This is a genomic window from Candidatus Enterococcus huntleyi (assembly GCF_009933175.1).
Classification (GTDB): Bacteria; Bacillota; Bacilli; order Lactobacillales; family Enterococcaceae; genus Enterococcus_K; species Enterococcus_K huntleyi.
Map to the genome: position 1 here is coordinate 681,598 of NZ_MAEJ01000001.1, position 13,986 is coordinate 695,583.

General features: G+C 36.2%; 12 protein-coding genes. 11 read left to right on the forward strand and 1 reads right to left on the reverse strand.

All coding sequences use genetic code 11. The features are described 5' to 3' along the window. Nucleotides 1-177 precede the first annotated feature (177 nt). The gene (locus BAU15_RS02905; protein ID WP_161841237.1) at nucleotides 178-1,695 is read right to left on the reverse strand and encodes a helix-turn-helix domain-containing protein; all 1,518 of its coding nucleotides are present in this window, start codon (nucleotides 1,693-1,695) and stop codon (nucleotides 178-180) included. 225 nt (nucleotides 1,696-1,920) lie between these two features. Between BAU15_RS02905 and BAU15_RS02910 the strand changes: the two genes are divergently transcribed. From BAU15_RS02910 to BAU15_RS02960, 11 genes are all read left to right on the forward strand, one after another. After that, complete coding sequence (locus BAU15_RS02910; protein ID WP_161841238.1) at nucleotides 1,921-2,487, forward strand: DUF1836 domain-containing protein; 567 nt, start codon at nucleotides 1,921-1,923, stop codon at nucleotides 2,485-2,487. Then, the gene (locus BAU15_RS02915; RefSeq protein WP_161841239.1) at nucleotides 2,474-3,331 is read left to right on the forward strand and encodes a DegV family protein; all 858 of its coding nucleotides are present in this window, start codon (nucleotides 2,474-2,476) and stop codon (nucleotides 3,329-3,331) included. The genes BAU15_RS02910 and BAU15_RS02915 overlap by 14 nt, the downstream gene beginning before the upstream one ends. 107 nt (nucleotides 3,332-3,438) lie before the next feature. Then, on the forward strand, nucleotides 3,439-4,134 hold the full coding sequence (locus tag BAU15_RS02920; protein WP_161841240.1) for an MIP/aquaporin family protein: 696 nt from the start codon (nucleotides 3,439-3,441) through the stop codon (nucleotides 4,132-4,134). 1,036 nt (nucleotides 4,135-5,170) lie between these two features. Further along, nucleotides 5,171-6,946 carry a sensor histidine kinase gene (locus tag BAU15_RS02925; RefSeq protein WP_161841241.1) on the forward strand — a complete coding sequence of 592 codons (1,776 nt, stop codon included), beginning with the start codon at nucleotides 5,171-5,173 and terminating at the stop codon, nucleotides 6,944-6,946. Next, on the forward strand, nucleotides 6,946-8,379 hold the full coding sequence (locus BAU15_RS02930; protein WP_161841242.1) for a response regulator: 1,434 nt from the start codon (nucleotides 6,946-6,948) through the stop codon (nucleotides 8,377-8,379). Before BAU15_RS02925 ends, BAU15_RS02930 begins: the two co-directional genes overlap by 1 nt. Nucleotides 8,380-8,620: 241 nt before the next feature. Further along, nucleotides 8,621-9,151, forward strand: a complete 531-nt coding sequence (locus BAU15_RS15840; protein WP_161841243.1) for an ABC transporter substrate-binding protein — start codon at nucleotides 8,621-8,623, stop codon at nucleotides 9,149-9,151. Continuing rightward, complete coding sequence (locus tag BAU15_RS15845; protein WP_161841244.1) at nucleotides 9,127-9,936, forward strand: extracellular solute-binding protein; 810 nt, start codon at nucleotides 9,127-9,129, stop codon at nucleotides 9,934-9,936. The genes BAU15_RS15840 and BAU15_RS15845 overlap by 25 nt, the downstream gene beginning before the upstream one ends. A gap of 20 nt (nucleotides 9,937-9,956) precedes the next feature. Beyond that, a complete protein-coding gene (locus BAU15_RS02945; RefSeq protein WP_161841245.1) occupies nucleotides 9,957-10,835 on the forward strand; it encodes a carbohydrate ABC transporter permease in 879 nt (292 codons plus the stop codon). 2 nt (nucleotides 10,836-10,837) lie between these two features. Continuing rightward, nucleotides 10,838-11,695, forward strand: a complete 858-nt coding sequence (locus BAU15_RS02950; protein ID WP_161841246.1) for a carbohydrate ABC transporter permease — start codon at nucleotides 10,838-10,840, stop codon at nucleotides 11,693-11,695. A gap of 3 nt (nucleotides 11,696-11,698) precedes the next feature. Beyond that, nucleotides 11,699-12,346, forward strand: coding sequence for a hypothetical protein (locus BAU15_RS02955; RefSeq protein ID WP_161841247.1), 648 nt, complete (start codon nucleotides 11,699-11,701; stop codon nucleotides 12,344-12,346). After that, a complete protein-coding gene (locus BAU15_RS02960) occupies nucleotides 12,343-13,947 on the forward strand; it encodes a glycoside hydrolase family 36 protein (RefSeq protein ID WP_237580112.1) in 1,605 nt (534 codons plus the stop codon). Before BAU15_RS02955 ends, BAU15_RS02960 begins: the two co-directional genes overlap by 4 nt. Nucleotides 13,948-13,986: the final 39 nt, after the last annotated feature.

Consider the following 13,986-nt stretch of genomic DNA (forward strand, 5'->3'; position numbering starts at 1 on the left):
TGAGACAGTTGCGTTAACAAAAAAGCAACTGTCTGAAATAAACCAGTAGACTTGCCCTATTTGTCTACTGAATGCGGCTTGAGAGGTTGTGTAAGTCCAATTTTTAGTTAAGAGTTGGTCCGCCTATTTCTTATTTTTATAGGTAATTAGTCGCTACCCACAAAATTTCACCGTTCGTCATTTCCTATGATTCAGTCTGAAATGATGAATAAAGGAGAATAGGTTTGTCCAGTTTTCGGGATCTGTTAGGTCTTCAAAATAAAAATAATTGTCATTTTTGTAGCGATTCTCATAGAAGTCAGAGATGATGATGTCCGCCTCCCCAATTTCTTCGACAATCAAAATGTTTTCGTGCCCTAATAGATCGTATAGTTGGCTATGAAGGTAAACGTGACCGAATATATTTTTTGAAAACTGAATGTAGAGAGTTATGGGTGTGTGCATAGTTTGTGATAAAAAGTAATAAATTAATCCATGAGCAAGGGACAAGTGAAAGGGTGAGAGTACACCTTTTTCTGAGAGAGGCTGTTCAGCTAAAAAGCGATTAAAAAATTGCGCACCTTCTTCATATAGAGGAGATTTGTTTGGCTGAATGGCTGGGTTAACAAACATAAATTCTTGTAGATAGGACGAGTCAAACTGAATGTAGCGAACATTAATTAGATAGAGGGAGAAAAAATAAAACAATCTATATCTTGATTCTTTGTAGGAGGTTGATGTTCTGATTTTTGGATATTCAAGAGTTAGCGCGTCTATCAAACGTCTGCAGTAATCAATTAATTCGTTGGTTAATTGAGCAAGCCGCTTACCAATCTGTATCTGCGTTTTTTTCGAATCACTATAGGAGCTGAAGAGACGACTGGTAAAGTTAAAGAATAGCGCCTCCGATTTTAACCCTTGGGGATCATGAATCTCAGGGTAACTTTTTTTGAGTAGCCGCACAAGTGGCGTGGATAAATCGTTTACGTATTTAAATTCGGATAACACGCCGATAAGTGGTTCATCGAGATGCAGCCGTTTACTTTCAACAGGGTATAGTTGATGGATGACCGCGAGTGAGTATAAAAATTTCGTTTGCTTAGCTGTTGATGAGTTAAAAATTAGCCGAAATTCACGTTTAGTAAAGTAGGAAGACAGTTTAGCAACAGAAATATTCTTAAAGAACCAGTCCATTCCTTGATTGACGTTCCAAAAGAAATAGGTTTCAAATAAGCGAATATTCTCGTTTTGTCCGATAAGTGTAATCGCGTCAATTGTGGCTGAATAACCAATTTTGATGTGAAATGGTTTCAAAAATCGATTGGCTTCCAGAAATAATTTGTAGAGATAGGGCGTGCTGATAGAGAGACTGGCTGCTAAATCATGGATACTGTAGAGGTTATTGGAGAAAATCTCTTTAAATAAGCGAAATTGTAAGGAATGCTGATGATACAGATAAGTCATTTTTCTTAGCACGTACTGATTATTAAAAGGCGTCGGATTTTCGAGGTGAAAGCCGCCCGCTTCAATGATTCGAATCTGGGTAAATTCTTCAACTGCTTGTAAATCTTCATTCATTGCCTGCATATAGCGTTTTAAGGTGGATAATGAGATGGTAAATTTTGAAAGAATTAGGTCCTTATGGATGGGTGTATTTTGCGAAGACAAGTATTTTAATAAAGTTAGCTTGCCAATTTCACGTTTATTTAAAATCATTTCAAGAGAGCCTTCTTTCTTAAATATGAATAAAGATACCATGTGTTGTTTACGAATGAAAGTAAGCGCCTGTATTCTGATACGAATCGTGTCAGACCTTAATCAAATTCTCACTAAGTCGAGCGATGTCTAGTGAAAAAACATTCAATCTAGTTTTGGAAACTAAATTGAATGTTTTTTGAAACTATGATAAGATGTTATTGAAATTAAAAGAGGTGAATAGCTTTGGATGAACTAAGGAAAGAATTGGCAACCTGGGGCACTGAATTGTCGACGTTCCACTTACCGAAATGGGAAGAGTTGCCAGAACTTGATTTATATATGGATCAAGTATTGACATTAATTGATCGCTATCTCTCACCGGTCATTCAACCGGAAAAACATACCTTGTTGACTTCTTCGATGGTAAATAACTATGTCAAGTTGGGCTTAATTCCAGCACCTGAGAAGAAACGCTATTCGAAGCGACATGTGGCTTTTTTAGTTGCTATCACGCTATTGAAACAAGTATTGACAATACCAGAAATTAAAGAGGGCATCTTATTTCAAGGGAAAGCTGTTGGGATTAGAGAGGCCTATAATTTATTTTGTCATGAACAAGAGTTGGCAATCCATATTGCTGGTCGTCAGGCGCAAGGTGAAAGTGTAGCGATTACGCAACAAGAGGTGCCATTAGAGTATATAGCTGTTAAGGCAGCGACTTATTCGTTTGCTGCAAAATTATTAGCAGAGAAAATGATTGAACTGGAGACAACTTACATGAAAGAGGGAAATTTTGATGAACAAAGATAAAATTGCTATCCTAGTCGATTCAGGAACAGATGTACCAGAGGAGATTATCCAACAAGAAAATATTTATATGATTCCGTTAAAAATCATTTATAAAGATAAAGAATATACCGATAAAGTAGATATTACGGCAGATGAAATCTACAAAAAATTGCCGATTGAAATCCCTAGTACATCTTTACCAGATGGTGAAGCAATTACGACTATTTTTGACAAAATTAAGGCAGATGGCTATGAAAAAGTCCTAGCTATCACTATTTCTAGTGGGTTGAGTGGGACCTTTAACGTCGTTCGTTTGATTGGTGAGCAATATCAAGGCTTAGAAACATTTGTCTTAGACACGAAAAATATCGGTATCGGTGCTGGTTTCCAAGCGATCCGCGCAGCTGAGCTTTTGAAGAGTGGAACTGACTGGACGACGATTACTACGCAATTAAGTCAAGAAGTGGTCCAAAATAAAGTCTACTTCAATGTTGCGACATTGGAATATTTACAAAAGGGTGGCCGAATTGGTTTGGTCGCATCGATTGTTGGGAATGCGTTACGCTTGAATCCAATCATTTCATGTAACGATGAAGGGATCTATCACACGGTTGCTAAAGCTCGTGGACGTAAGAAAAGTTTAGATAAAACCGTTGAACTTGTCCGGAAATTTGTCGGCGATCATGCGCATTTTAACCTGGCAGTGGCTCATGGTGATGCGTTGATTGATGCAGAATGGATGAAAACGAAACTAAAAGAAACGTTTCCGAAAGTCGGCCAAATTTACTTTGGTCAAATCTCACCAGCTCTAGTCGTGCATACTGGCCCAGGCTTACTAGGCGTAGGGATTCAAGTCATCGATTAACATTTAAATTTCATTTGTAGAGATGGGTGAAACGTGGCTGTTTCTTACGTAGAAACTCCTGGTGAAAAAATAATGCAAATTTCCAAACCTTTTTCCTAGAAAATGCTATGATAACTTCTAGAAAGAAGGGAAGAAATTTGAAAAAAGCAATAGCAGAACTTATTGGTACATTTATTTTGGTGTTTGTTGGAACAGCTACAGCAGTTCTTGGTGGTGGAATTGAGGGGATTGGTATTACCGGGATTGCGTTGGCATTTGGTCTAACGATTGTGGCTGCGGCCTACAGTATTGGGACAGTTTCTGGCGCGCATCTGAATCCAGCAGTTTCCATCGCAATGTGGTTAAATAAACGAATCACAGCAACAGAACTTGTGTATTACGTTGTCAGCCAAGTCATTGGAGCGATTCTAGCTAGTTTTACTTTACGATTAATCTTGAACGATGCTGGAAAATCTCTGGATAACTTGGGTCAAAACGCCTTCACTGAGTTAGGAACTGTAGGAGCCTTAGCTATCGAAATTATTTTGACATTCATCTTTGTTTTAGTCATCATGACAGTAACAAGTGCTTCAAAAGGCAACAGCAAACTAGCTGGTTTAGTGATTGGATTAACTTTAACACTCATTCATTTTGTTGGTATTCCATTAACTGGTATGTCGGCAAACCCAGCACGAAGTCTTGCACCAGCAATCTTCGTCGGTGGCGATGGACTAAGTCAATTATGGGTATTTATCGTAGCCCCAATCATTGGTGGACTATTAGCCGCAATTGTTGCAAAAACATTGTTGAAAACGGAAGAATAAAGCTCGCTATAAATACTTTAAGTAAATAAACAAAGTAAGGAACAAAAATCGAAGGTTGATTTTTGTTCCTTTTTTTGTGGAAAATCTTTGTGAGCACTTTAATTTGTTAGAAGCCATGTGCCGCAGTGCCAGTCCTACTTAATCAGAATCATTTAGCGGGGCAGACAAATAACAAACGCTCTTTCAATAGTTCTCACACAGGGCTGTTAATGAGATATTTCTGAATTTTTCTTAAAAGGTTGTTAGTTGCGATGTTTTTGTTTATTTTTGCAGATCGCCAAATTGCAATAATCCATTGTCTAGTAGCTTTTGCTGTTAAAATTGTCTTTTTCACCTCATTTATTATTTGAGAAGGTGCACAACAAACAACCATTTTATAAAAAGGGGCTAGTTTACTACCCATCAAATGTAAGGATTGGAGCTTATAAAAATTATAAACCTTGTAAAGTCAGGATTTTAGGGATGATATTTGTAAAATTCATCTGAGTTAAATTCATATTTTACTGGAAATTACAGTACTTAGTGTTTTTCTTAAAAGGTTGTTAGTTGCGGTGTTTTCGGACATTTTAATAGAATCGAAAATAGAATGAATCTCTTATCAAGTGGCTTTTGCTTTAAATAATAGCCTTTTTGCCCCATATTTCACACATAATAATACGCAACAAACAACCATTATTAGAAAAGTGGGCATTTTTATGTTTTTTTTAAGATTATGTTCTGTTTTAAATAACCGTTTAAGATTGAAATTAGGTGTGGTATTTGCTCAGCGAGTTTATAAAATTTTATGAATATATTTCCTTGCATATAAGCTAATTTGTTTTTTGTAGTGCAATTTTTTTAATGTTTCTTATAAGATATTTTTTGCAGATGGCTATTTCATAATCTGTTTAACTCTGACTATAAAAGAGTAAGTCTACATGGGAGAATAGAATAAACAAAATAAAACTTTTTTAGAAAATTCGCTAAACTTTCAAAAAAATTTTAATCAAGTGGTATACTGATAGAAAATTTGATAAAGATAGGAATAGAATGAACTATGCGACAAATAGGAAGAAAACTATACAAAAAATTGTCTTATTCTGGGAAATTCAAGCTGATATTTTATAGTGTTTTCATTGCTATAGCGCTGGCATTTATCGTTTTAGGTTTGATGGCTAGTCAGATGTTGTCTGATGAAGTTTACGAAAGAAATCAAGAGAAGTTATCAGTATTGACCTACAATGTGCAGGCACAAATGGAACAAATTCAAACATTGACGACCGAGCTAAATCAAAATGAGACATTCCAATTAAATCTAGAAAAGAAAAATAATGAAGAGTTATCTGGTGGGGAGCTTCATGGGTTGAGGAATGCACTACAAGTGGAACTTAATTGGCTTCTTGTAAATAAACAAAATATCAAGCGAGTATTGATTTTTGATGATTCATTGGCGAATGTATCGGGTAATATTATCAGTGGAGAATCAACATTTCAGGATTTTTCAATCTACAATACAATTAAAGCGCTACCGGCCGATGATACAATTGGTGAATGGTTCTTGGATGAAAATGTTCAAGAAGCAATTTATGTCCGAAACTTATTTAGTACGAGACACTCAGTAAATGAGCGGATAGGGGTTATGGTTGCGTATTTAAATCTGAACTTTGTAGATGATTTGCTGGCAGATGCTTCGCTCTTTTCTAGTGACGACTACTTGACCTTGGCTTATCAAGAACAAATTTCTTCTACAAATTATGAGCTATTTAAAAAGCATAAGAAGGACCGACAGTTGATTGATCCTAAAATGAAAGGGTTACGAAATTCAGTTGAAAGTTTGGGTGGTGAGAAGTACTTCGTCCAAAAGAAGATGTTTCAAGTTGGCAGTAATCAGTTTACTGTTGGCTATTATATGGAAAATCGACAACTATTAGCTCAGGTATTCCAAATCATCACTGTATATTTTATTATTATGGCAATTATTTTATTACTGGGATTTAAGATTGTTGAAGGATTAATTGCACGATTAGTTTCGCCTATCAATAAACTGGCGTCTACTATGCAGAAATTTGAAGGTGAGGAAAGTTTTAAATCTTTGAGCGAAGATTTGGATATGGATTTACGGGATGAAGTAGGTGTGTTAAATCATAGCTTTAAGAAAATGATTGATGAAATTCAAGAGCTAGTCATTAAAGAGTACCATTCTGAATTATTGACAAAAGAGATGGAATATCGATTTTTGCAGGCTCAGCTAGACCCACATTTTTTATATAATACTTTAAATTCGATTAATTGGTTGGCAATTGATCATGAAGAAGATGAGATATCAGAAATGGTTAGCTCGCTAGCTGTGCTTTTGCAGTCGAAATTCGATCAAAAAAAACAATACCATTCGATCCAAGAAGAGCTGGACATTGTCCAAGCGTATCTCAACATTCAGTTTATTCGTTTTAAAGAGAGGCTCCGATTTTCTCAAGAGGTTGATAGACAGTTGCTTTCTAGTCAAGTACCAAAATTGATTCTTCAACCACTGATAGAAAACGCCATAAAATATGGACTAGAGCAGCAAGATGAACCAGTTAATATTCACCTAGTCATTAAAAATGAACAGTCGGGTATCCGAATAGATGTGTCCGATAACGGTGCAGGATTTGAGAATAGTTTGAAAAATAAAAAGAAATCGACAGGTGTAGGGTTAGAAAATATTAGAGAGCGGATCACAATAATTTATGGGGAATTAGCGACGCTAGAGATTGACTCACAACCTTATATTCTGACGCGGGTATCGATCTATTTACCTAACACAGAAATTTCAGAGGGAAAGAAGGAAAATTGATGTATACATTTAAGGCAGTCGTTGTAGATGATGAGCGAATTAGTGCGGATGGAATTACGAAAGCACTGACTAATACAGAACTTCCGATAGAAATTACAGAAACTTTTTATTCAAGCGAGAAAGCCTTGGATTTCCTCAAAATAAATAAAATCGATATCTTGATTACGGATTTAAAAATGCCAAAATTGAGCGGACTAGAGTTAATTCAGGCAGCATTGAAAATAAACCAAAATCTTCAGATGATCGTTTTAACTGGATTTGGCAGTTTAGATTATGCAACAGAGGCGATGAAGTATGGTGTTCGCTATTTTTTACAAAAACCTGTCACAAAAAGTAAGCTGATTGAAAGTTTGGATAGTGCGATAAATGATTCTAGAAAATCAAAAAATAGTTCATTTTTAATCAAGCGTCAAATCGTCGAAAAAATGCTGAGAGATGGGCAAATCGAAGAACAGTTTACGGGAGATTTTTCTTATTTGATGTACACCGCCGAAACACACGCCAAAGTAGGTCCATTAGTTGAACAACAATTAATGTCAGAGGGTGTTCGTTACATCGTGGGTGGTGTACATGAAATCGTCATATACTTCTTTTTTACAAAAAATCAGGTGAGGCAGACAATAAAGAAGATTGATTTTTCAAGCATCTCGCAATCTTTTGGTCTTTTTTTAGCGGAGAACCAGAGCTTACAGGGAATGAAGGAAACCTTTGAAAAAGGCATAAAATTTCGAAACTTATCTTTTTACTTTGATCAGCCGATTGTCCTTGAGATTAATGAAATTCGAGAGAAACATGAGCATCTAAAATCAGAGTTTGTCCGTAAGTTCGAGCAACTAACAAAAGAGTTGAATGAAAACAATTTTTCAACGAGCTATTCACTTTTAGATGAACTTTTTCAATTGGCTGAAAGGGCTTATATTTTACCAGATACATTGAAACTTTCATTGAGTACTCTATTTGAAAGACTAGAAATTAAATTTGGTACAAGCTCTGAAGAGATTTTGAAAAATAAACATGCGATTGAGAGCTCTGAACAAGCCAGTGCTTTAAAACAAATAATTAAGCGGAGCATTGATGATTTAGCGCTATCAGAAGGAGGGTGGTTATCTAAAGATAATCGCATTTCTGATAATATTAATCTTATTATTGAAAAATATTATGCTGAACACGAACTCACCTTAAAATGGATTTCTCAGAATTTTTTATATCTGAATGCCGAGTATCTAGGTAAGGTGTACTTGAAGGAAAGTGGGCAGAAATTCTCTAATAAATTACAACAAGTACGGATGGATTATGCGAAGCAATTTTTATTAGAGGGAAGAAGAGTTTATGAAGTAGCTGAGAAGGTTGGCTTGGGCGAGAATCCTGATTATTTTAGTAGAGTGTTCAAGAATTATTTTGGGATGAGTCCCAAAGATGTTAAGAATAGCTAGTATCAGTGATCAGAAAAAAGAGATTCTAAGGTAGATTTTGTGTATGAAGCGAATCGTTCACAGCAAGACGTATCACCCAATTGCACAAAAGAAATAGTTCAGCTAGACTAGCTGAATTAAATTCTTCAAACAGTAAGATATCTGTTTTTTACGGATTTTTATCTGCTTAGTCTATAATTGTCGGAATGATAATTATAGTACCATTGATTTGTAAGCGATAACATATAAAGGAGAGATAAGAATGAAACGAAGTAAATTGAAGAAATGGCTAGCGTTGGGGACTGTATGTGCTGTATCAGGAATTATTTTAACTGCTTGTGGAAATGGCAAGAAAGCGGAGAATAGTTCAGAAGATAAAACAGAAATTCGATTTTCTTGGTGGGGTGGTGATACCCGTCATGAGGCAACTTTAAGCGCAATAAAATTATTTGAAAAAGAAAATCCTAAAATTAAAGTAAAAGCTGAATATAGTGGATATGATGGGATTGTAGAAAAGACAACGACCCAAATTGCAGGTGGAACTGCTGCTGATCTGATGCAAGTAAATTATGATTGGTTAGTAAATTATTCACCAACGGGAGAAGGTTTTTACGATTTAAGTAAATTATCGGATTTAGATTTGAGCGGCTACACCAAGGAAATATTAGAAGTAGGACAAATGAAGGGCATTCAAAATGCAGTACCTGTTTCGACGAATGCCTATACCTTGATGATTAACAAAACCCAGTATGATAAAAAGGAATTGAGATGCCTAAGACTTGGGATGATTTAATTTCTAGCGGTGGAAAATTCGATGAAGGACAATACCCGATTTATGCCTCACCATACACAGGAATGATTTTGGCGACGCAATATATCCAACAAAAAACAGGTAAACCATTTATTACAAAAGATGGTGATCTAGGGTTTACGGAAGCCCAATTAAAAGAAGCATTAGACTTTTATGCAGAATTAGTTGATAAAAAAGTCATTCCACCGGTTGAAGAATCTGTCGGAGAACTTTCTGGAGCATCCTCTCTAAGCGAATCGCCAGCCTTTTTAGATGGAAAATATGCCGGTGTACATGAATGGTCTTCTCAGGTCCAAGTCTATGAAAATGCACTGAAGAATGCGGACAATCAAGAATTAGCTTTTCTCGGCTTACCTACACAAGAAGGAATGAAAGATTCAGGTGTTTCAACTAAACCGTCGTTGTTATTTGCAATTTCGAAAACGACCAAACATCCTGAGGAAACAAGTAAACTTCTCAACTTTTTATTAAATGATGAAGAAGCAGTCAAAGAACTTGGACTTGAACGTGGCGTACCTGCCAATACAAAAGCCAGTAAAGTATTAGATGATGCTGGAATCATCGATGGATTGGCGAAAACGGCTAATAATTATGTAGCTGAAAATATGTCTGAACTACCACTTAGTCCATACTTTGAAGCATCTAAAGTAACTGAAGCTTGGGCTGATTTGATGGATAGCTATGCCTATGGAGAAATTAGTTCAAAAGAGGCTGCCAATCAAATGTATGAAGGAATTACTCAAGCTCTTCTAGAAACAAAAAAATAAAGTTGAAGTGAGTGGTTACAATGAGGAAGGATAAGATGGGGCTATTATTTATAGCCCCTTGGCTATTGGGACTGTGCATATTCAAACTATACCCATTTATAGCTTCATTTATATTAAGTTTTACTAAGTACGATATTATTGGCACACCTGAATTTATCGGGTTGCAAAACTATATCAAACTATTTACACAAGATAAAGTGTTTTTGAAATCATTATTTGTGACTCTACGCTATGTAGTAATCAGTGTGCCCATTAATTTGGTCGTGGCATTGTTAGTAGCGATGGTTATGAATTCGAAGATGAAGGGAATCAGTATTTTTCGAACGGTCTACTATATCCCCTCCATTTTAGGCGGTAATATTGCAATTATGGTCTTGTGGAAATTTTTATTCTCAAATACTGGTTTGGTGAATCAGATTGTTTCAAGTCTGGGCGGTAGCCCTATTTCGTGGTTCTCTTCTGAGTATGGGACATTGTTCGTGATCGCTATTTTGCATGTTTGGCAATTTGGGTCAGCAATGTTAATCTTCTTAGCTGCATTGAAAGAGGTACCACAAGAGCTGTACGAAGCTGCCGAGATGGATGGGGCATCAAAATTCAAACGATTCTTGAATATTACGATTCCTTCTATCTCACCAATTATCTTCTTCAATTTGGTTATGGGTCTGATTGGCTCGCTTCAAGAGTTCAATGCTCCGTATATGCTGACAAAAGGTGGTCCGTTAAAAACAACCTACTTTATCGGCTTATATATTTATGACAATGCCTATCGATTATTCAATATGGGCTACGCCAGTGCATTATCGTGGGTGTTATTTATGATTATTTTGATATTAACTGCCCTTGTATTTAAATCATCTAGCTACTGGGTATTCTATTCTGATGAAGGAGGGAAATAATAATGATGGCAAAACAGAGTAAAGGGAAGAATCTTGCTTGGTTGCGCTACGTTCTGTTGATCGTGGTAGCCTTCTTCATGTTATATCCGGTGCTATGGTTGATTGGTTCTTCTTTTAAACCAAATAACTCGGAAATTTTCACATCTATTTCTTTTATTCCGACTAAGTTTGATTTTACACCCTACATTCAAGGCTGGAAAACGAATACCGAGTTTACTTTTTTGACCTACTTTATAAATACTTTCAAAATTGTTGTTCCTAGAATCTTGTTTGTGGTTATTTCTAGCGCGGTAACCGCGTATGGTTTTTCAAGATTCAATTTTCCAGGTAAAAAGATTTTCTTTGCAATTTTGATTTCGACCTTATTTTTACCAGGCGTTGTTACACAAGTACCGATGTATTTACTATGGAGTAAATTAGGCTTCTTGGATACCTATGTTCCTTTAGTTTCTTCAAGCTTGTTTGCTCAAAATACGTTTTATGTCTTTATGCTAATTCAATTTATGAGAGGAATTCCTCGAGATTTAGATGAAGTAGCTGTAATCGATGGCTGCGGCCCGTTTAAACGTTTTTACTATATTATTTTACCATTACTTCGGCCTTCGTTGATTGCTGTAGCATTATTCGAATTTATGGGAGCGATTGGTGATTTTATGGGGCCGTTAATTTATATTTCAAGTGTCGACAAATATCCTGTTTCATTAGCTTTAAAAATGGCTGTGGATACAACTTCAAGCAGTGCAAATTGGAACCAAATTTTGGCGATGTCGATTATTAGTTTGATTCCATCGTTGATTATCTTTTTCACAGCGCAGAAATATTTTGTTGAAGGGATTTCGACTTCTGGTATGAAAGGATAGCAAATGAAAATTATTAATCTTTTTTTCTATTACCTATATTTAATTATTCCCTTTACCCTAACTAGTTTACCGATTTTATTTTTTCTAAGTGGTTATAAATTTGTGATTGAAAATAATTTGTTGTTTTTGGCTGCAATCTGCCTGATACTTCCAAATTTATGTATTACAGCGCAAATCGTCTATGATAAAAATTGTCCACAAGAGAATATCTTTGGTGATTTTTTCACAGGGTATCTAAAAAAATATTGGCGATTCTTTCGTTTTAGTACCCCTTTTCTTTTGTTTTTTTGGTATCTGATGATGAGCGTCATGATTGGATTTAAGTTATACGGAATCACACTATGGACAATGGGTACATTGCCAATTCTGCTGCTCTTTAGTAGCTGGTGGGTTATGCTGATTCTGTTTTGGATAAATTTTGGAGAGAACTTAGGTGAACTAGCAGTGATTAAACTTGGCTCGCAACTGTTCTTTTCAAAAGGAAAAAATGTAAGCAAGTTACTTGTTTTCTTGCTTGCATTGCTTCTGATATTGCCATTATTTGGTTTTGTAAGCCAGGTAGTATTGTTGCCGATTAGTGTAGGGCTATTAGCTAAGCTACTTCCTCAAAATAAATTATCTATAAATGAAAGTGAGGCAATAAATTTATGATAGCCATTCCCCAGTACGTTCGAGTACAAAAAGAAGATAACACGTGGCTGATGTTAAAAAAAGTAAAAAATAGCGAGACCTTCTCAAATGATGAAGGTCTCGAAGTTCTGTTTTCAAAAAATAACGGCTGGCAAGTTTCTTTGAAATCCAGCAAGGAAAAGCTAAAGAGAGTTCAATTAACCTGGACGTATGATTTTCCACCGGCTGTCCAGTTGTTGGCGGATGCTTTTGAGAGAGGCTATGGGGATCTAGCTTTTCAAACGATGGCTACTGATCAAAGCCTTTTTTGGTATTTTATTGGCAAGTCGATTCTTACTAATGAAATGTTTGGCTGGGGTGTCAAAACCAATGCGAATGCTTTGTGCCAATGGCAAGTCACCCCAGAGTCTGTCGATTTATGGTTAGATGTTAGAAATGGGACACAGGCGATTGATTTAAAAGAAAGAACGTTAGCTTGTGCAACGATTGTTTATAAAAAGATACAAACGCGTGATTCATTCTCTTTTGTTGCTGATTTTTGTCAATCATTAGTGGCTAGTAAGCCTTTAAAAACTCGACCAGTCTATGGTGGAAATGATTGGTACTATGCATATGGAAAAAACTCAACACAGTTAATTTTAGAAATGGCTGATGCATTAAGTCATTATTCTGCAGGTTTAAAAAACCGGCCGTATATGGTCGTTGATGATGGCTGGCAAGTAGCGCATAGTAATGACTATAATGGGGGACCGTGGAATCAGTCCAATCAGAACTTCTCTTCTATGACAGAGCTTGCCAATAAGATTAAAGAAAAATCTGTTTTGCCAGGGCTATGGTTCCGACCATTATTACAACAGAAAGATCCAAAAATCCATGAGGAAATGATTCTGAAGAACGATCAAGAGAATGTGATTCTAGATCCAAGTCATCCGGCAGTTTTGGATTGGATTCAACAAGATATTCAACGGTTTATTGGCTGGGGATATGAAATAATCAAACATGACTTTTCGACTATCGATATTTTTGGTCAATGGGGATTTGAAATGGGTAAGGAATATTTCAATCACGAAGTTAGTTTTTATGACCAGACCAAGACAACAGCAGAAATTATCAATCAATTTTACAAAGCAATACGCGAGGCGGCTGGTGAGAAATTACTGATTGGCTGTAATACAATTGGACATCTCTCGGTAGGGAATTTTGATATTCAACGAACTGGCGATGACACAAGCGGTCGCGAATTTTCTAGAACTCGAAAAATGGGAGTAAATACACTGGCTTTTCGGATGCCACAGCATAGACATTTTTACATGTGTGATGCTGACTGCGTAGGAATAACAGAAGATATTCCATGGGCAGAGAATCGTGAATGGTTTCGTTTGTTGGCGCATAGTGGAACCCCACTCTTTATTTCCTTTTCTCCAGAGATAATAACAGAGGAAATGGAAAAAGAGATTATTGCCGGCTTTAAGATAGCTGCAACGAATGAGCAAATAGCGATTCCTATTGATTGGGAAGAGCATGTATATCCGCAAAAATGGTCATCAAGTCAAGGTGATGAAAACTATTCATGGTACGCACAGCCTCGGAATTTTGAATTAGAGGAACTGGGCAAAGAATAAAAAAACAACAATAAAATGATTGTAGAAGGAAGTTGATAG

Bases quoted from the DNA above. Each gene is read 5' to 3' on its own strand.
- BAU15_RS02905 (WP_161841237.1), bottom strand. From the start codon at position 1,695: ATGATTTTAAATAAACGTGAAATTGGCAAGCTAACTTTATTAAAATAC.
- BAU15_RS02915 (WP_161841239.1), top strand. From the start codon at position 2,474: ATGAACAAAGATAAAATTGCTATCCTAGTCGATTCAGGAACAGATGTA.
- BAU15_RS02920 (WP_161841240.1), top strand. From the start codon at position 3,439: ATGATAACTTCTAGAAAGAAGGGAAGAAATTTGAAAAAAGCAATAGCA.
- BAU15_RS02925 (WP_161841241.1), top strand. From the start codon at position 5,171: ATGCGACAAATAGGAAGAAAACTATACAAAAAATTGTCTTATTCTGGG.
- BAU15_RS02930 (WP_161841242.1), top strand. From the start codon at position 6,946: ATGTATACATTTAAGGCAGTCGTTGTAGATGATGAGCGAATTAGTGCG.
- BAU15_RS15840 (WP_161841243.1), top strand. From the start codon at position 8,621: ATGAAACGAAGTAAATTGAAGAAATGGCTAGCGTTGGGGACTGTATGT.
- BAU15_RS15845 (WP_161841244.1), top strand. From the start codon at position 9,127: ATGCCTAAGACTTGGGATGATTTAATTTCTAGCGGTGGAAAATTCGAT.
- BAU15_RS02945 (WP_161841245.1), top strand. From the start codon at position 9,957: ATGAGGAAGGATAAGATGGGGCTATTATTTATAGCCCCTTGGCTATTG.
- BAU15_RS02950 (WP_161841246.1), top strand. From the start codon at position 10,838: ATGATGGCAAAACAGAGTAAAGGGAAGAATCTTGCTTGGTTGCGCTAC.
- BAU15_RS02955 (WP_161841247.1), top strand. From the start codon at position 11,699: ATGAAAATTATTAATCTTTTTTTCTATTACCTATATTTAATTATTCCC.
- BAU15_RS02960 (WP_237580112.1), top strand. From the start codon at position 12,343: ATGATAGCCATTCCCCAGTACGTTCGAGTACAAAAAGAAGATAACACG.